Annotated in this window: 14 protein-coding genes; 6 read left to right on the top strand and 8 right to left on the bottom strand. The window is 65.4% G+C overall.

Going from position 1 to position 18,684, the window contains the following annotated elements; translation table 11 throughout:
* Positions 1–11 precede the first annotated feature (11 nt).
* Both KKQ75_RS10195 and KKQ75_RS10190 read left to right on the top strand, forming a co-directional pair.
* On the top strand, positions 12–1,523 hold the full coding sequence (locus KKQ75_RS10195) for a sensor histidine kinase (RefSeq protein WP_213362035.1): 1,512 nt from the start codon (positions 12–14) through the stop codon (positions 1,521–1,523).
* A gap of 196 nt (positions 1,524–1,719) precedes the next feature.
* Positions 1,720–3,603 carry a potassium transporter Kup gene (locus KKQ75_RS10190; RefSeq protein ID WP_250131065.1) on the top strand — a complete coding sequence of 628 codons (1,884 nt, stop codon included), beginning with the start codon at positions 1,720–1,722 and terminating at the stop codon, positions 3,601–3,603.
* A gap of 19 nt (positions 3,604–3,622) precedes the next feature.
* Here KKQ75_RS10190 and KKQ75_RS10185 read toward each other — a convergent pair whose 3' ends face one another.
* Positions 3,623–4,057 carry an SRPBCC family protein gene (locus tag KKQ75_RS10185; protein WP_213362033.1) on the bottom strand — a complete coding sequence of 145 codons (435 nt, stop codon included), beginning with the start codon at positions 4,055–4,057 and terminating at the stop codon, positions 3,623–3,625.
* A gap of 227 nt (positions 4,058–4,284) precedes the next feature.
* On the opposite strand from KKQ75_RS10185, the gene KKQ75_RS10180 reads away from it, so the two are divergent.
* The gene (locus tag KKQ75_RS10180; protein WP_213362771.1) at positions 4,285–5,469 is read left to right on the top strand and encodes an MFS transporter; all 1,185 of its coding nucleotides are present in this window, start codon (positions 4,285–4,287) and stop codon (positions 5,467–5,469) included.
* A gap of 170 nt (positions 5,470–5,639) precedes the next feature.
* Positions 5,640–6,164: a single-stranded DNA-binding protein gene (gene ssb / locus KKQ75_RS10175; RefSeq protein ID WP_213362032.1), complete on the top strand. Its 525-nt coding sequence runs from the start codon at positions 5,640–5,642 to the stop codon at positions 6,162–6,164.
* Between the two features lie 405 nt (positions 6,165–6,569).
* Here ssb and KKQ75_RS10170 read toward each other — a convergent pair whose 3' ends face one another.
* The 7 genes from KKQ75_RS10170 to argS all read right to left on the bottom strand — a co-directional run bounded on the left by KKQ75_RS10170 (position 6,570) and on the right by argS (position 13,855).
* On the bottom strand, positions 6,570–7,073 hold the full coding sequence (locus tag KKQ75_RS10170) for a hypothetical protein (RefSeq protein ID WP_213362031.1): 504 nt from the start codon (positions 7,071–7,073) through the stop codon (positions 6,570–6,572).
* 146 nt (positions 7,074–7,219) lie between these two features.
* The gene (gene rpoN, locus KKQ75_RS10165) at positions 7,220–8,893 is read right to left on the bottom strand and encodes an RNA polymerase factor sigma-54 (protein WP_213362029.1); all 1,674 of its coding nucleotides are present in this window, start codon (positions 8,891–8,893) and stop codon (positions 7,220–7,222) included.
* A 6-nt stretch (positions 8,894–8,899) separates the two neighbouring features.
* Positions 8,900–9,721, bottom strand: a complete 822-nt coding sequence (gene lptB, locus KKQ75_RS10160) for an LPS export ABC transporter ATP-binding protein (RefSeq protein ID WP_213362028.1) — start codon at positions 9,719–9,721, stop codon at positions 8,900–8,902.
* On the bottom strand, positions 9,718–10,380 hold the full coding sequence (gene lptA, locus KKQ75_RS10155; protein ID WP_213362027.1) for a lipopolysaccharide transport periplasmic protein LptA: 663 nt from the start codon (positions 10,378–10,380) through the stop codon (positions 9,718–9,720). Before lptA ends, lptB begins: the two co-directional genes overlap by 4 nt.
* Positions 10,381–10,466: 86 nt before the next feature.
* Complete coding sequence (locus KKQ75_RS10150) at positions 10,467–11,129, bottom strand: thiol:disulfide interchange protein DsbA/DsbL (RefSeq protein ID WP_213362026.1); 663 nt, start codon at positions 11,127–11,129, stop codon at positions 10,467–10,469.
* A 126-nt stretch (positions 11,130–11,255) separates the two neighbouring features.
* Complete coding sequence (locus KKQ75_RS13150) at positions 11,256–12,128, bottom strand: SPOR domain-containing protein (RefSeq protein ID WP_213362025.1); 873 nt, start codon at positions 12,126–12,128, stop codon at positions 11,256–11,258.
* A gap of 17 nt (positions 12,129–12,145) precedes the next feature.
* On the bottom strand, positions 12,146–13,855 hold the full coding sequence (argS, locus tag KKQ75_RS10140; protein ID WP_213362024.1) for an arginine--tRNA ligase: 1,710 nt from the start codon (positions 13,853–13,855) through the stop codon (positions 12,146–12,148).
* 321 nt (positions 13,856–14,176) lie between these two features.
* On the opposite strand from argS, the gene KKQ75_RS10135 reads away from it, so the two are divergent.
* Together KKQ75_RS10135 and KKQ75_RS10130 are read left to right on the top strand one after the other, a co-directional pair.
* Entirely contained in the window at positions 14,177–16,330 is a 2,154-nt protein-coding gene (locus KKQ75_RS10135; RefSeq protein WP_213362023.1) for a hydantoinase/oxoprolinase family protein, read from the top strand.
* Between the two features lie 33 nt (positions 16,331–16,363).
* On the top strand, positions 16,364–18,682 hold the full coding sequence (locus KKQ75_RS10130; protein WP_213362021.1) for a hydantoinase B/oxoprolinase family protein: 2,319 nt from the start codon (positions 16,364–16,366) through the stop codon (positions 18,680–18,682).
* Positions 18,683–18,684 lie beyond the last annotated feature (2 nt).

Here is an 18,684-nt window from a genome sequence, read left to right as displayed (position 1 = left end):
GCACGCACGCCATGGGCATTTTCCGGCGCGAGCAACGGTCGCTGTTCGGGGAGATCCTCGACTGGATGCTCACGCCATTGCTGCTGCTGTGGCCGATCAGCCTGGCCCTGACCTGGCTGGTGGCGCAGGGCATTGCCAACAAGCCGTTCGACCGAGCGCTGGTCTACAACGCGCAGGCGCTGGCGCAACTGGTGCAGATGCGCGACGGCAAGATCCAGCTCTCGCTGCCGCAACAGGCCAGCGAGATGCTGCGCGCCGACGATACCGACCAGGTGTTCTTCCAGGTCATGGGGCCGCGCGGCGAACTGCTGGGCGGCGAGCGCCTGTTCCCGGCCAACCGCATCGATTACGAGGTACCGACGGAGCAGGACTACGTGCTGCGCGACGACACCCTGCGCACGGCCCAGGGCCAGACGCTGGATGTGCGCGTGGTGATGCTGCGCGTGCTGGCCGGCGAATACACGCTCGGCCCCTACGCCACGCCCGGCGAGCGCGCCGACCGGACCGTCACCATCCAGGTGGCCGAAACGCGCGAGAAGCGTTCCGTGCTGGCCACCGAGATCATCAAGGGCGTGATGCTGCCCCAGTTCATCATCCTGCCCATCACCGTGCTGCTGATCTGGCTGGCGCTGGCGCGCGGCATCCGCCCGCTGAGCGAACTGGAAGAGCGCATCCGCGCGCGCAACCCCGACGACCTGAGCCCGCTCGACCAGATGGCCGTGCCGATGGAAGTGTCGCCCCTGGTGGGTTCGGTCAACGAGATGATGGAACGCCAGAAACAGGTCGCCGAAAACCAGAAGCGCTTTCTGGCCGATGCCGCGCACCAGCTCAAGACGCCGCTGGCCGGGCTGCGCATGCAGGCAGACCTGGCCCAGCGCACCGATGCCAGCGCCGATGACCTCAAGCGCTCGCTGCAGCAGATCGGCCTGTCCAGCGTGCGCGCCACGCACTCGGTGAACCAGCTGCTGGCCATGGCGCGCGCCGAGGGCGGCACCATGGTGCGCGAATACTGCAACATGCCGCGGCTGGTGCAGGAGGTGGTGCAGGACTGCTTCCCGCGCGCACTGGCCAAGCGCGTGGACCTGGGTTACGAGGGCGCCTATGCGCACGACGCCGGCGTCTGGGTGCTGGGCAACCCGATCCTGCTGCAGGAGATGCTGCGCAATCTGGTCGACAACGCCATCAACTACACCCCTTCGAGTGCCGACGGCATGCCGGCCATGGTGACGGTGCGCGTGCTCGCCGATGCCTATGGCGAGGTGCTGATCGTGCAGGTGGAAGACAACGGCCCCGGCATCGCGCCGGGCGAGCGCGACCAGATTTTCAAGCCCTTCTACCGCACGCTGGGCACCGATGCCGACGGCTCCGGCCTGGGCCTGCCCATCGTGCAGGAGATCGCGCGCCGGCACGATGCCGTCATCACGCTGGAAGACGCGCAGCCACGTGCGCGCCGCAAGGGGGCGCTGTTCTCGGTGCGCTTCCACTCGGTGCCGCCACCCGAAGAAAACGCTCCCGGCGCGTGAGGGCGTCTCCGCGGCCGGCTACACTGGCACCGGCGCCGCAGCAATGTGGCAAGGATGCACAGGCGGGCGCATCTGCATCTGGACAGCGCCCCCGCGCCGGCGCATAGTTAACCATCCACAACAAGAAGGACGCATCGACCGCTCTGCGCCGTTCCCGTGGCAACACGGGCGGGTGGGGATGTGTGGGCGAAGTACTTTGGACAAACACCACCCTCAAGTCGGCAGGTCCACGCTGGGCGCACTGGTCCTTGGCGCCATCGGCGTCGTGTTCGGCGACATCGGCACCAGCGTGCTGTACTCGGTCAAGGAAGTGTTCGGATCCGGCCATGTGCAGTTCACCATCGACAACGTCTACGGCATCCTGTCCATCTTCTTCTGGACGCTGACCATCATCGTCTCGCTCAAGTACGTGACGCTGGTGCTGCGCGCCGACAACAACGGCGAGGGCGGCCTGGTGGCCATGCTCACGCTGGCTTCGCAGGCGGTGCAGGACCGGCCCCGGCTGCGCAAGGTGATGCTGCTGGTGGGCGTGTTCGGCACCTGCCTGTTCTATGGCGATGGCGTGATCACCCCGGCCATTTCGGTGCTCTCGGCGGTGGAAGGCCTGGAAGTGGTCTCACCCACCTTCAAGGAATACGTGATCCCGCTCACCCTGCTGGTGTTGTTCCTGCTGTTCTGGGTGCAGAAGCACGGCACGCATGGCATCGGCAGGTTCTTCGGCCCCATCATGGTGCTGTGGCTGATCGCCATTGCCTCGCTGGGCGTGCTGCACATCGCCGGCCATCCGGAGATTCTCTGGGCCGTCAGCCCGCACTATGCGCTGAGCTTCATGTGGAACTACCCGGGCACCACCTTCATCATCCTCGGTGCCGTAGTGCTGTGCGTGACCGGTGGCGAGGCGCTGTACGCCGACATGGGCCACTTCGGCAAGAAGCCGATCCGCGTCTCCTGGTTCTTCATCGTGATGCCGGCGCTGGTGCTCAACTATTTCGGCCAGGGCGCGCTGCTGCTGGAGAACCCCGAAGCCGTGAAGAACCCCTTCTTCATGCTGGCTCCCAAATGGGCGCTGCTGCCCATGGTCGGTCTTGCAACCGCGGCTACGGTGATCGCCTCGCAGGCGCTGATCTCCGGTGCCTTCAGCGTCACCAAGCAGGTGATCCAGCTCGGCTACCTGCCGCGCCTGCAGGTGCAGCACACCAACGTGCATGAAACCGGCCAGATCTACATCCCCTTCGTCAACTGGGGCCTGTTCGTGCTGATCGTGCTGGCGGTGGTGCTGTTCCGCTCCTCCAGCAACCTGGCGGCGGCCTACGGCATCGCGGTGACGACCGACATGCTGATCACCACGGTGCTGACCTTCTTCGTCATCCACTACGCCTGGCGCATGCCGCTGGTGCTGGCGCTGGCCGCCACCGGCTTCTTCTTCGTGGTCGACATCGCCTTCTGGGGCTCCAACCTGCTCAAGCTGGTGCACGGCGGCTGGTTCCCGCTGGTGATCGCCTCCTCGATCTTCCTGCTGATGGTGACCTGGCGCGATGGCCGGGCGCTGCTCAACCGCAAGCTGGTGTCGGAAGGGCTGGACCTGAAAAGCTTTCTGGAGGCGGTGTTCTTCAGCCCGCCGGCCCGCGTGGAGGGCACGGCCGTGTTCCTGACGGCCAACATCGACAACGTGCCCAATGCGCTGATGCACAACCTCAAGCACAACAAGGTGCTGCACAGGCAGAACGTGTTCGTCACCGTGCGCAGCCACGAGGTGCCCTGGGTCGAGCCCGAAGAGCGGCTGTCGGTCGCGCCCATGGGCAATGACTGCTGGACCGCGGTGGTGAACTACGGTTTCATGGACGACCCCAACCTGCCGCGCGCGCTCGAGCCGCTGCAGCAGCACGGCTGCAAGCTCGATCCGATGCAGACCAGCTATTTCCTGTCGCGCGACAGCGTGGTGCCGACGCTGGGTGAAGGCATGGCGCCCTGGCGCGAGAAGCTGTTTGCCCAGATGCACCACAACGCCAGCGGCGCGGCCGACTTCCTGGGGCTGCCGAGCAATGCGGTGGTGGAGCTGGGGTCGAAGGTCGAGATCTGATCGCGGGGGGGCTGCCTGCTTACAGCCCTTGCTGCTCGCAATGCCGCCGCAAGGCCTGCAGCGCAATGCCCCACTGGTGGTTGCAGAAACCGAGATAGGGGCTGGTCTCGTCCCAGCCGCTGTGGCGGAAGTCCAGCGTGGTGTCCGGGGCGCCGTTGGATGCGTGCAGCTCGAAGCGCAGCAGCGTGTCGGTCCAGGCCGAGGCGGGCGAGCTGGCAGCGTGGTGGCTGGTGCAGCGCCACAGCACCATCTGTTCGGGCTGCGTCTGCAGCACCTGCATGGTGAGCACGCCATGCCCCGGGCCGGGGCGGAAGGCCCATTCCGGCGTGCGGCCTTCCTGCAGCAGCAGCTGCGGCCGGTCCCACCAGCTGCCGATGCCGTCTTCCGTCGTCAGGGACTGGTAGATCACGGCCGGAGCCGCCTTAATCTGGAGCTGGTGGTACAGGGTGGCCATGCGTGCTCTCCTCGTGGGCGTGGGGGGCGATGCCAAAATGGCGCATTATCCGGCGCGATGTTGACAGGGCTGTGTCAGCTGCCACAAGGGCGTGCAGCCGCAAGGGCATCGAATTGCCGCACAATGTCGGCTTGTGCAGCGCGGCATTGGTAGCGCGCTGCGAGTTGCCAGCCAGGAATTGCACCGTGACGCAAGTTTCGACCCAAGGGGATGCCGCCGGCACCCGCATGACGCCTTCCGAGCGCCGCTCCAGCCTGGGGCTGGCGCTGATCTTTGCCCTGCGCATGCTGGGCCTGTTCCTGGTGGTTCCGGTTTTCGAGCTGGAGGCCAGCCATTACGCTGGCGCCAACCCGGCCAGCATCGGCATGGCCATGGGCGTGTACGGCCTGACGCAGGCCGTGCTGCAACTGCCGCTGGGCATGGCGAGCGACCGCTGGGGCCGCAAGCGCCTGATTGCGCTCGGGCTGCTGGTGTTTGCCGTGGGCAGCGTGATCGCCGCCATGGCCACCAGCATCGACGGCCTGCTGTGGGGCCGTGCCATCCAGGGTGCCGGTGCCGTGTCGGCCGCGGTGACGGCGCTGCTGGCCGACCAGACGCGCGACGTGGTGCGCACCAAGGCCATGGCCATGATCGGCGCCAGCATCGGGCTGGTGTTTTCGCTGGCACTCATCGTCTCGCCCCTGCTGGCTGGCTGGGTGGGGCTTTCGGGCATGTTCTGGCTGGTGGCGGTGCTGGCGGTGCTGGCCGTGGTGGCGATTTTCGTGATGGTGCCGCCAGAACCGGCGCTGCACCGTGACGCCGTGGGCGGCTCGCTGGCCGAGGTGCTGGCGCATCCGGCGCTGCTGCGCCTGCACGTGGGCGTGTTCGTGCTGCATGCGGTGCAGCTGGCCATGTGGATGGTGCTGCCGCGCATGCTGGTCGAGGCCGGCCTGCTGAAGGAACACCATTGGTATGTCTATCTGCCGGCCGTGTTCGGTTCCTTCCTGGTGATGGGCGGTGTGCTGTTCCGCATGGAGCGCAAGGGCAAGCTCAAGCAGGTGTTCCTCACCTCCATCGTGCTGGTGGGCCTGACGCAACTGGCCCTGTGGTGGATGAGCGGCAGCGGGGTTGCGGCGCCCTCGCTGTGGGTGCTGGGCCTGCTGCTGCTGGTGTTCTTCAGCGGCTTCAACATGCTGGAAGCTTCGCAGCCCAGCCTGGTATCGCGCCAGGCGCCGCCGCAGGCGCGCGGCATGGCGCTGGGCGTGTACAACACGCTGCAGTCACTCGGCCTGTTTGCCGGCGGCGCGGTAGGTGGCATCCTGCTCAAGCATTCCGGTCCGCAGGCGCTGTTCCTGGCCAGCGGCGTGCTGACGCTGCTGTGGCTGCTGGTGGCACTGGGCATGACGGCGCCGGGCCGGCAGGCATCCGCCTGATATAAATAAATAGTATTAAATACGCAACATCGGGTCTGACCCTGATGCAGGGTGCCGTGCACGCGGTATCATTCGTATCCGCTGCAGCGCATGCGTGTCTGCACCGCTTTCATCAACCCCCTGTGCCACCGTCAGACGCAACTGGCAAGGGTCAACCAAGGACATATTCCATGGCTTCCGTCAACAAGGTCATTCTCGTCGGCAACCTCGGCCGCGATCCCGAAATCCGCACCTTCCCCAGTGGCGACCAGGTCGCCAACGTCACCCTCGCCACGTCCGACCGCTGGAAGGACAAGCAGAGCGGCGAAATGCGCGAGCACACCGAATGGCACCGCTTGGTATTCAACGGCCGTCTGGCCGAAATCGCCGGCCAGTACCTGCGCAAGGGTTCGCAAATCTATGTGGAAGGCAGCATCCGCACGCGCAAGTGGCAGGACCAGGCCACTGGCCAGGACCGCTACGCCACCGAAATCCGCGTGGACCAGATGCAGATGCTGGGCAAGCGCGAAGGCATGGGCGGCTCCGGCGGCGCTTATGGCGATGACGACAGCTTCGGCGGCGGCGGTGGCGGCTACGGTGCCCCGCGCAGTGCCGCTCCGGCCCCGCGTGCACCCGCTCCGCAGCGTGCCCCGGCCCCTGCTCCGGCCCCGGATGCCGGCGGCTTTGGCGACATGGATGACGATATTCCGTTCTGACCGGCGCGCCGAAAGCGTAAGCAAACCCTCGCTCTTGTCATGCACAGGCGAGGGTTTTTTCATGCAGCGATGCCGTGCACCGCAGCAGCTGGGGCGCCTGCTGCGGGGAGTTTTTTGGCTGAAGCCGCAGGGCCTGTGCTTTTACATGTGTTCACACACTGGCACCGGTTTTACGGGCTTTCCCGGGGCGAAGCAGCGATGTCCGACGCTAAGATGACATCACTCCGTCACACAGGAGGCGCTTCCAGCCAAGGGAGGCGGCGGCAGGGCCATCAGGCCCCCGCGCGCAGGGCATGCTGCGGAATTCATGCCAGCTTTTTCAGCCGCACCATAGCCAGGTGCCGCATTAAACCCCGGCGCGGTGTATGACCTGCCGGGGTTTTTCATTGGGCGCTGCCGTGCGGCTTAGCGGCCGTCGCCGTCCGCATCGCCCGGCAGGGCTTCCTCGACACGGTGCCAGGCGGAGCGGGCGGAGGCCTTGGCCTCTTCCCAGGTCAGGCGGGAGTCGCCCTTGATGGTGTCCCAGTCGCGCGCCAGGTCGGCTTCCGATTCGTCCCAGCTGCGGCCGGCGTAGACGCCGCGGCCCTGGTAGCCCAGACGGTAGGCGGGGCTGTAGTCGCGCGTGTAGTCGTAGTCGGCACGGTAGCCGGGCTGGCTCTGGTAGCTGTCTTCCCAGTAGGCATAGTTGGGGTCGGCCGAATCCACGGCGGTGTAGCCGACCACGCCACCGGTCAGCGCGCCAATCACGCCACCGGCGATCACGCCGACGGGGCCGGCAGCCGCAGCGCCGATGGCTGCACCTGCAGCGGCACCAGCCAAGGCGCCACCGGCCATGCCGACGGTGCTGGCTTCTTCCCGGGCGTCCTGCGGGGTTTCGGGAACGTTATGGGGGTTGTTGGGGGTGTTCATGCGTATCTCCTGTCGGGTTGGGGGGCATGCAGCTCTTTCCGGCTGCATGGGCTCCATTGTGGAAACACAGCCGGGGGCGCTTCGTGGGAGAGCAGGGCGAGGCGCTGTCAGCCCGCGGACGACGCAGGAGTAGGCCGCAGGCGACCTTAATCGAGGCTCTTGCGCAGGTGCGCCGGGGGGATGCGCAGCTGCTCGCGGTACTTGGCGACGGTGCGGCGCGCGCACTGGATGCCGCGCTCCTGCAGCAGCTCGCACAGGCGGCTGTCGCTGAGCGGCTTGCGCGCTGGCTCCTCGGCGATCCATTGCGCGATCAGCGTGCGCACCGCGGTGCTGCTGGTGCTGCTGCCGTCCTCGCTGGCCAGGCCGGAGCCGAAGAAGTGCTTCAGCTCGAAGGTGCCCCACGGCGTGGACAGGTACTTGCCGCTGCAGACGCGGCTGATGGTGGATTCGTGCAGGCCCAGCGTGTCGGCAATCTCGCGCATCACCAGCGGTTGCATGGCCAGCGGGCCTTCGGCCAGGAAGCGGGCCTGCCGCTGCACGATGGCCTCGCTCACGCGTAGCAGCGTGTCCTGGCGCTGTTGCAGGCTGCGCACCAGCCAGCGCGCCTCGTTGAGCTGCTGCTGCAGGGCCTCGGCGCTGCCGTCGCGATGCTGGCGCAGCAGGGCGGCATAGCGTTCCTGGACCTGCAAGCGCGGCAGGGCTTCGGCGTGGAGCTGCACCTGCCAGCCTGTCATGCCCGCGCGCGCGGGCAGGCGATGCACCACGGCATCGGGCACGATGAATTCGCGCTCGGCCGGGGCGAAGCGGCGCGCCGGTTGCGGCTCCAGCGTGGCGATCAGCTGCAGGGCGGCCTTGACGGAATCGGCCGGGCTGCCGGTCTGGCGCGCCAGGCTGCGGATGTCGCGGCGTGCCAGCAGGTCCAGCGGCTGCGCCAGCACGGCGCGCGCGGTGCTGGCGGCAGGGTGGGCGGCCAGACGGTCCGTCGCCAGCTGCAGGCGCAGGCACTCGGCCAGGTCGCGTGCGCCCACGCCGGCCGGTTCCATGGCCTGCAGCAGGCGCAGTGCCATGGTGAGCAGGTGCAGCAATTCCTCGCGCTGTTCCTCGATGGTGCTGCTGTCGTCCGCCAGCTGCGGCAGCAGGGAGTCGGCCAGCTCGTCCAGCGAATCGGCCAGCCAGCCGCGCTCGTCGAGCGAATCGATCAGGCATTGCAGGGCGGCCTGCTCCTGCGGATCCAGACGTAGGGCGTGGGCCTGCTGTTCCAGGTGCTCGGTCAGGCTGGTGGCGGCCTGCAGGCGGTCCTGCCAGTCGTCGTCGCCGCTGGCGGGGGCGGAGGGGTAAGGAGTGTCGGTTTCCCAGCTGTCGCGCGATTCGGAGGCGGCTGCATCCCCGGTTTCGGGGGCGTCGCTGCCGGAATCCTGTCCGTGTTGCCACAGAGCCTCGTCGCCCTCCTCGGCCGGGCCGGCGCTGCCTGGGGCGGCATCATCGGCCAGCACGCTGGCGGCGTCGTTGAGCGCGGAGGAACTGGCGGTAGTTTCATTGTCGTAGGCATCGGCCCCGGAAGCAGCCGCTGCTTCCGCGCGGAAATCCCCGCTCGCGAATGCGTCGGCCGGTTCAGCCTGGGTGTCATCGTCGCCCGAAGCGGACTCGGGAAGGGAGCCTTCCCCATCTTCCAGCAACTCCAGAAACGGGTTCTCGGCCAGCGCCTGCTGCAATTCCTGCTGCAGCTCCTGCGTGGACAGTTGCAGCAGCCGGATCGACTGCTGCAGTTGCGGCGTGAGCGCCAGCCCCTGGGCGGTGCGCAGCTGCAGGCCGGGCTTCATGCCGTCCTACATGCGGAAGTGTTCGCCCAGATAGACGCGGCGCACCTCGGGGTTGGCGACGATTTCTTCGGGCGTGCCTTCCATCAGGACGGTGCCGTCGCTGATGATGCAGGCATGATCGCAGATACCCAGCGTTTCCCGCACGTTGTGGTCGGTGATGAGCACGCCGATGCCGCGCTGCTTCAGGAACTGGATGATGCGCTGGATCTCGAGCACGGCGATCGGGTCGATGCCGGCAAAGGGTTCGTCCAGCAGGATGAAGCGCGGCTGCGTGGCCAGGGCGCGGGCGATCTCGACGCGGCGGCGCTCGCCGCCGGACAGCGCCAGCGCAGGCGATTCGCGCAGTTGTGCAATGTGCAGGTCTTCCAGCAGCGCGTTGAGCTGGCTGTCGATGTCGTTGCGGCCCAGCTTGCGGCCGCGTTCGTCCACCTGCAGTTCGAGCACGGCGCGGATGTTTTCCTCCACCGTGAGCTTGCGGAAGATGGAGGCTTCCTGCGGCAGGTAGGACAGGCCCATGCGCGAGCGGCGGTGGATCGGCATGTCCTCGATCGGCTCGCCGTCGATGGAAATGGTGCCGCCATCGGCGCGGATCAGGCCGACGATCATGTAGAAGGACGTGGTCTTGCCGGCGCCGTTGGGGCCGAGCAGGCCGACCACTTCGCCCTTGCGCACGGTGAGCGAGACGTCCTTGACCACCTTGCGCCGGCCGTAGGTCTTCTGCAAATGGCGCACCACGAGCTGGCTGCCGGTATCGGTGGCCGTCAGAGCGTCGGCCGCGCCGGTGGCAGCGGCCAAAGCGGGCTCGCGGAGTTCGGCGGCGGCGGTCATTGGCGGTTCCCGATGGCGCTGCTCGGGCGCAGCGTGGTGCCGGTGCGAGGGGCGGCAGGTGCGGTGGCCGCCGGCTTGGCGCCGGGCACGACGCGGCTGCCACCCGGGCCGACTGGCACGATGGTGGCCCGCACGCGGCCTGCCGGCACGGCACCGGCAGCCGCGCCGCCCGCCGCGGTGGACGGGCCGCCCACCACGTTGTAGGTCTCGGTCACTTCGTTGTAGACGATGGTGTCGCCCACCACTTCATCCGCCAGCGTGTTGCCGACCAGGCGACGCAGCTTGGCGTTGCCGATAAGACGGGTGATCTGGCTCAGCTCATCACGCTCGATACGTGCGCCTTCGCCCTCGAAGAACTCGTTCAGGCCTTCGCGTTTCTGGCGCATGAAGACGGGTCGCTTCCCGTCACTGATGGCGAGCGTATGCTGGTTCCCCTGGGCATCCTGTCTTACCTCGACTTTGCCGGCGCGCAGGATGATGGTGCCCTTGGTCGCCACCACGCGGCCGGTGAAGGTGCTGATCTTGTTCAGGTCGTCGTACTGCATGGCGTCCGCTTCCACGTTCATGGGCTTGTTGCGGTCGGCCAGTTCGGCGTGCGCGGGCAGCAGCATGGTGCTGCACAGCAGGGCGACGACGCTGGAAAGCAGGACTTGTTTCATGGAGTGTCGTTGGGCCGGTGCACAGGCACCGGCAAGAGGGGATGCAGCCATTGTAGCGAGGCGGCCGGGGCGGCCGCCAGCGCCGGTCAGCCCTTGGCCGCCTGGAGGGCCAGGGTCGTGGCGATCTGCAGGCCGCGGGTCAGGCCCTTGGCGGTTTCGCCATCGATGTAGAACTTGCCGGCCACGCCCAGCGAGGGCACGCCCTCGATGCCATAGTCCATGGCCAGCTGGTTGGCACGGCGCAGCTTGGCGTCCATGCCGAAGGATTTGTAAGCCTGTTCGAAGCGGCCCTTGAGTTCGGGCTGCTGGGCCGCCCAGGCCAGTATGTTGGCGTCCGTCATCAGGTTGATGCGCTGCTTGTGGATGGCATCGAACACGCGGCCGTGCATCAGGCCGACATAGCCCAGCGTTTCCAGCGCATAGAACATGCGCTGCAGCGGTGCCATTTCGGGACGGAAGGCCACGGGCACGCGGCGCACCACCACCTGCGGCGGCACCTGCTTGAGCCAGGCGTTGAACTCGGGCTCGAAGCTGTGGCAGTGCGGGCACCAGTAGCCGAAGAATTCGGCGACTTCGGCCTTGCCCTTGGGGGCATCCGTGCTGGCGGGCTTTTTCAGGACCATGTAGTCCTTGCCGGCCACGGCCTGCGCCGGAGCTTGCTGGGCGTTGGCCTGCAGGCCCATGCCGGCCAGGCCTGCCACTGCGGCGGTGCCGGCTGCGCCGGCGATAGCGAATTCGCGTCGTTTCATTCGGATGCTCCAGGGTCGAATACGGACTGCGCCCGGGGCGCAGATGTCAGTCAGACCACGATGCTAGGGCAAAGTTGCAGGGCTGCGCTGCCCGGTTGTAACAAACAGCGCGCCTTTGCAGGGAATTCAGCGCTGCACGCGCACCAGTGCGGCTTCCATGCCGTTGCCTTCCACGCGGCTGCGTGCAGAATCGGCGTCGGCCTTGCTGGAGAAGGGGCCCAGGCGCACGCGGTAGATGGTGCGGCCGGCCTGGTCGCGCTCGGTGATGCGTGCGTTCATGCCCAGCAGGGACAGGCGGGCGCGCTGGGCGTCGGCCTCGTTCTGGTTGCGGAAGGCGCCGGCCTGCACGAAGTAGACGAAGGGCTCGCTGCCGCTGGTGGCCGCAGGCTTGGGTGCCGGGGCGGGCGCGGCCGGCTTGGCCGTGCGCGATTCCACCAGGGCGCCGATCGGGTCGGTGGAGGCGTTGGCGCGCTCGGCCTTGGCTTTTGCCTCGGCATCGGCCTTGGCCCTGGCTTCGGCACGGGCCTTGGCGCGGGCTTCTTCCTGGGCCTTCAGGTCGGCCTGGGCCTTGGCAGCAGCGTCTTCACGCGCCTTGGCCAGCTCCTGTTCGCGGTCGCCCAGTACTTCAGGGTGGTTGTCGGTCTTTTCAGGGGTAGGCTGGGCCTTGGGCTCTTCGACGGGTGCCTTGTCCGGCTCGGGTGCCGGCTCTTCCTTGGGCGATTCCTGCACGGGCGGGGGCGCAGCGCCCTTCTTGCCCTGCAGGCCGGCGTTGGGATCCCAGTTCTTCAGGCGGGCATCCTCTTCCGCCTGCTGCTGGGCCGAGCGGCCGACGGCCTTGTCGGTGAAGGGCGTGGGCACCTTGGTGACGTATACCGCCACGGCGAGCGCCACGGCCAGGCCGACGACGATGCCGACGATGAAGCCAAGCACACCGATGCCGCGCTGGCGTGCGGGCAGCGTGGAGCGGACGGGACGGGCAGAGGGACGGACTGCAGCCATAGGTCTCTTTGAAATCGTTACATTTTCTCGGGCGCGGAGACGCCGAGCATGGACAGGCCGTTGGCCAGCACCTGGCGGGTGGCCGCCACCAGCGCCAGACGCGCCAGGCGCACAGCGGCATCATCCACCAGGATGCGTTCGGCATCATAGTAGCTGTGATAGCTGGCCGCCAGTTCGCGCAGGTAAAAGGTTACATCATGCGGGGCAAAGTCGGCAGCCGCGCCGGCAAGCATGTCGGGATACTGTGACAACTTCAACAGCAGGGCCTGGGCGGCGGGCGTGTCGAGGGCGGCCAGGTTGGCGCCGGCCAGATCGGCGAGCTTGCCGCCGTCCTTCTCCTGCCACTGCGCCAGCACCGAGCAGATGCGCGCATGGGCGTACTGCACGTAGTAGACCGGGTTCTCGTTGTTCTTCTGCACGGCCAGGTCGACATCGAAGGTGTACTCGGTGTCGGGCTTGCGGCTGAGCAGGAAGAAGCGCACGGCATCGGCGCTGGTCCATTCGATCAGATCGCGCAGCGTGACGTAGCTGCCGGCGCGCTTGCTGATCTTGACCTCTTCGCCGCCGCGCACCACGCGCACCATGGTGTGCAGCACGTAGTCGGGATAGCCCTGCGGGATGCCGACATTGGCGGCCTGCAGGCCGGCGCGCACGCGGGCGATGGTGCCGTGGTGGTCGGTGCCCTGGATGTTGATGGCCCTGGTGTAGCCACGCTCGAACTTGGCGATGTGGTAGGCCACGTCCGGCACGAAGTAGGTATAGCCGCCGTCGCTCTTGCGCATGACGCGGTCCTTGTCGTCGCCGAAATCGGTGGTGCGCAGCCACAAGGCGCCGTCCTGCTCGTAGGTGTGGCCGTTGGCCACCAGCTTCTGTACGGCAGATTCGACGCGGCCGCTGGTGTACAGGCTGCTTTCGAGGTAGTAGTTGTCGAACTTCAGGCGGAAGGCTTGCAGGTCCTTGTCCTGCTCGTTGCGCAGGTAGGCCACGGCGAACTGGCGGATGTTGTCATAGTCGTCCGCGTCGCCGTTGGCGGTGAATGCGCGGTCATCGGCGTGTACGGTCTTCTTCGCCAGGAAGTCGTTGGCGATGTCCTGGATGTAGTCGCCGTTGTAGAAGGCCTTGCTGTCCGGGTTCTCGGGGTCGGTCGGCCAGCAGGCGTCGCCCGGCTTGAATCCCTTGGCGCGCAGCTGCGTGCTCTTGGTCAGCGTGTCGATCTGCACGCCGGCATCGTTGTAGTAGAACTCGCGGTAGACCTGTATGCCCTGGGTGGCCAGCAGCTTGCAGATGGCGTCACCCAGCGCGGCCTGGCGGCCGTGGCCCACGTGCAGCGGGCCGGTGGGGTTGGCGCTGACGAATTCGACCAGCACCTTTTCGGCACCCTGCGGCTTGCTGCCGAAGGACTCGCCGGCGGCCAGTACTTCGCGCACCACCTGCTGCTTGGCCTCGGGCTTGAGGCGGATGTTGAGGAAGCCGGGGCCGGCAATGTCGATGGCAGACACCCACTGCTGGTAGGCGGGTTGCGCCTCGAGCGCGGCCTTGAGCTGTTCGCCCAGCGCGCGCGGGTTCTGCTTGAGCGGCTTGGCCAGCTGCATGGCGGCGTTGGTGGCCCAGTCGCCGTGCGCGGCCTGCTTGGGTTGTTCGAAAGCAGCCTTGGCACCGGCGCCAGGGCTGAGTTGTTCCAGCTCGGCGGCGAGGGCGGCGAGCAATTCCTGTTTGACTTGGAGCATGGGGGCTATTGTAAAGGCGGGCGTGTGTCCGGGAGATTGCTGCAGATGACGGTCCGGTTGCGAAGGCCGGCCGTGATGTGCGCAGGCCGTCCGTCCATAAATCCGTCGTTACTGCGACGCACAACCCGGACGAAACGTTCGATCTTGCTACGCATGTCCATGCACCTGCCGGGGGTTTGACTTATTCTGGTTTTCCACTAGTGTGCCAATCAAATCAATGGCTTGCGACAGGTTTTGGCGTGTTCTCGAAAACTGGCACGCATCCTGCTGGATAAATGGCGAGCACATGGGGTGTTCGCACATAACAGTCAGGAGACATCTATGGAGACCAAGGTTCAGGTGATGGGCATCGATGCCGGGGGCACGATGACCGATACGTTCTTCGTTCGCGGGGACGGGCGCTTTGTGGTGGGCAAGGCGCAGAGTAATCCGCAGGATGAATCGCTCGCCATTTTCAATTCGTCCGAAGACGCGCTGGCGCACTGGAAGCGCACCGTGGATGATGTGTATCCCGAACTGGTGACTTGCGTTTTCAGTGGTACCGCCATGCTCAACCGGGTGGTGCAGCGCAAGGGCCTGGATGTGGGCCTGATCTGCAACAAGGGCTTCGAGCATGTGCACTCCATGGGTCGTGCCATCCAGAGCTATTTGGGCTATGCGCTGGAGGAGCGCATCCACCTGAATACGCACCGCTACGACGAGCCACTGGTTCCGCTGAAACGCACGCGTGGGGTGACCGAGCGCACCGATGTGCAAGGCACCGTGGTTATTCCGGTGCGCGAGGCCGAAGTACGCAAGGCGACGCGTGAGTTGATTGACGAAGGCGCCAAGGCGATCGTGATCTGCCTGCTGCAATCGCACAAGAATGGCGATAACGAGCGAATGGTGCGCGACATCGTCAAGAGCGAACTGGAAAAGCTCGACGTTGAGGTGCCAGTGTTTGCCAGCGTGGATTACTACCCCGCGCGCAAGGAAAGCCACCGCATGAACACCACCATTCTGGAGGCATATGCGGCCGAGCCTTCGCGCCAGACGCTGAAGAAGGTGAGCGACCGCTTCAAGAAGCATGGCGCCAAGTTCGACTTGCGCGTGATGGCGACGCATGGCGGTACCATTTCCTGGAAGGCATCCGAACTGGCGCGTACCATCGTTTCGGGCCCTATTGGCGGGGTGATCGGCTCCAAGCTGCTCGGGGAGACGCTGGGCTACGACAACATTGCCTGTTCCGACATTGGCGGCACGTCGTTCGACATGGCGCTGATTACCAAGGGAAACTTCGCCATTGCCTCCGATCCGGACATGGCACGCCTGGTGCTGTCGCTGCCGCTGGTGACGATGGACTCCGTGGGTGCGGGTGCGGGATCGTTTGTGCGCATTGATCCGTACAGCAACTCCATCAAGCTAGGCCCGGATTCTGCCGGCTATCGTGTCGGTACCTGCTGGGCGGATAGTGGTTTGGATACCGTGTCCGTGTCCGACTGCCACGTGGTGCTGGGCTACCTCAATCCGGACAACTTCCTCGGGGGCGCCATCAAGCTCGATGTGGAGCGGGCGCGTCAGCACGTCAAGGCGCAGATTGCCGATCCGCTGGGATTGAGCGTGGAAGATGCAGCGGCGGGCGTGATCGAACTGCTGGATTTGCAACTGCGTGAGTACCTGCGCTCCAACGTGGCTGCCAAGGGCTATAGCCCGACCGACTTCGTCTGCTTCAGCTATGGCGGTGCCGGCCCTGTGCACACCTATGGCTATACCGAAGGGCTCGGCTTCAAGGACGTGATCGTGCCGGCCTGGGCGGCGGGCTTCTCCGCCTTTGGCTGTGCCTGTGCCGATTTCGAGTATCGCTACGACAAGTCCGTCGATCTGGCCGTGCCACAGGATGGTTCGCCCGAAGACAAGCGCGAAGCAGCCCGTGCCATCCAGCAAGGCTGGGAGGAACTGGCGGCCAAGGTGGTGGAGGAATTCAGGATCAATGGCTTCGAGGCCAAAGATGTGATTCTGCGCCCGGGCTTCCGCATGCAGTACATGGGGCAGTTGAACGATCTGGAGATCGTGTCCCCGATCCACACGGCAGCCAGCGAAGGCGACTGGGACAAAATGGTCGAGACCTTCGAGGACACCTACTCCCGCGTGTATGCCAGTGCGGCGCGTTCGCCGGAACTGGGTTTCTCGGTGACCGGCGTGATCATGCGCGGCACCGTCGTGACGCAGAAACCCGTGCTGCCGGAAGATCCGGAAGAGGGCAAGGAGCCCCCGGCAGCCGCCAGGCTCGGCACGCGCAAGTTCTATCGCCACAAGAAGTGGGTCGATGCCGTGCTGTGGAAGATGGAGGACCTCAAGCCTGGCAACGAAATCACTGGCCCCGCCATCATCGAATCCGATGCCACCACTTTCGTCGTGCCGGACGGCTTTGCCACCACGCTCGACAAGCACCGCCTGTTCCACCTGCGCGAAACCGGCAGCAAGGCCCGCCACTAAGTCCCACCATCGAACACAAGGAGACAACACATCATGAATGCTGTACTCAAACCCCAATTTGCCGACCTGCTGGGCAACGGCCAGACCCTCAAGCAATTCCGCGACGGCATCCTGGAGCGCACTGCCAACACAGGGCACTACGATGGCCTGAGCAGGCTGGAACTGCGCGAGAGCGATCCGATCAAGTACGAAAAACTGTTTTCCAAGCTGCGTGGTGGCTTGGTGCATGCACGTGAAACGGCCAAGAAGATTGCCGCGAGCCCGATCGTGGAGCAGGAAGGCGAACTGTGCTTCACGCTTTACAACGCCGCCGGCGACTGCGTGCTGACGTCCACTGGCATCATCATCCACGTGGGCACCATGGGCGCGGCGATCAAGTACATGATCGAGAATGACTGGGAGAACAACCCCGGCATCAACCCGGGCGACATGTTCACCAACAACGACTGCGCCATCGGCAACGTGCACCCCTGCGATATCGCCACCATCGTGCCGATTTTCGTCAAGGGCAAGCTGATTGGTTGGGTCGGTGGCGTGACGCACGTGATCGATACCGGTGCTGTAACGCCGGGTTCCATGTCCACCGGCCAGGCACAGCGCTTTGGTGACGGCTACATGATCACTTGCCGCAAGACCGGTGCCAACGACCAGCCGTTCCGTGACTGGCTACACGAATCCCAGCGTTCGGTGCGTACGCCCAAGTACTGGATCCTGGACGAGAAAACCCGTATCGCCGGCTGCCACATGATCCGTGACCTGATCGAGGAAGTGGTGGCGGAAGAAGGGCTGGAGGACTACCTGAAGTTCAGCCACGAGGTAAGCGAGGAAGGTCGTCGGGGCCTGGGCACACGCATCAAGGCGATGACGCTGCCGGGCAAGTACCGCAAGGTGTCGTTCGTGGACGTGCCCTACAAGCATGAAGACGTGCAGACTTCCAACGCGTTTGCCAAGCTGGATTCGATTATGCACTCGCCCTGCGAGATGACGATCAGAAGCGATGGCAAGTGGCGGCTCGATTTTGAAGGCGCCAACCGCTGGGGCTGGCATACCTTCAACGCGCACCAGGTGGCCTTCACGTCCGGCATCTGGGTGATGATGTGCCAGACGCTGGTGCCGACGCAGCGCATCAACGATGGCGCTTACTATGGCACCGAGTTCCACCTGCCCAAGGGTGCTTGGTGCAATCCGGATGACCGCCGCACCGGCCACGCCTATGCCTGGCACTTCTTGGTTTCCGGCTGGTCGGCGCTGTGGCGCGGACTGGGACAAGCCTACTTCAGCCGCGGCTATCTGGAAGAGGTCAACGCCGGCAACGCCAATACGTCGAACTGGCTGCAGGGCGGCGGTATCAACCAGGATGGCGAAATCCATGCCGTAAACAGTTTCGAGGCCTCGAGCTGCGGTACCGGGGCCTGTGCCATCAAGGACGGCCTGAACCACGCTGCCGCCATCTGGAATCCCGAAGGCGATATGGGCGATATCGAGATTTGGGAAATGGCGGAACCGTTGCTGTACATGGGGCGCAACATCAAGAAGAACTCCGGGGGCTACGGCAAATACCGTGGCGGCAACGGTTTCGAGACGCTGCGCATGGTTTGGAACGCCCAGGACTGGACCATGTTCTTCATGGGCAATGGCTACATGAATAGCGACTGGGGCATGATGGGCGGCTACCCGTCTGCCACTGGCTACCGCTTCGAAGCGCACAAGACCGGCCTGAAGGACCGCATTGCCAAGGGCCTGAGCCTGCCCCTGGGTGGCGACAGCAATCCGGACGATGGCGAGTACGAAAAGCACCTGTCCCGCGGTGCCGTGGTCAAGCGCGACAACCAGTGCATGACGACTGAGGACTGCTACGACAACTACGACCTGTACCTGAACTATTTGCGCGGTGGCCCGGGTTTTGGCGATCCGATTGATCGTGAAGTGGATGCAATTGCGAAGGATCTGAATGGTGATTGCCTGCTGCCCGAGTATGCCGAAAAGGTCTACGGCGCTGTCTGCAGTCAGGACGAGAAAGGCATCTGGCATGTCGACGCGGAAGCGACAAAAGCCCGCCGTACCGAAATGCGCAAGGAGCGTGTGGCCCGCTCGAAGCCCGTGAAGGAGTGGATGAAGACAGAGCGCGAACGCATTCTGCGCAAAGATGCCGCCACGCCGGTGCAGCACATGTATGCCACCAGCTTCGGCCTGTCCAGCAAGTTCCTGGATGAGTTCCGCAGCTTCTGGACGCTGCCGCCCGAGTGGGTGCTGGACGAGAGCGAACTGGATGTTCCCAGCTATGGCTCCAAGTTCCGCATGGACCTGAGCAAGATGCCCGACGTGACGGTCGTGACGCTGGTAGAGGAATAAGC

Origin of the sequence: Brachymonas denitrificans, from assembly GCF_907163135.1 — a bacterium.
Lineage (GTDB): Bacteria > Pseudomonadota > Gammaproteobacteria > Burkholderiales > Burkholderiaceae_C > Brachymonas > Brachymonas denitrificans_A.
Note: the sequence above shows the minus strand (reverse complement) of the source record. Positions and strands in the feature narration are given on the sequence as shown.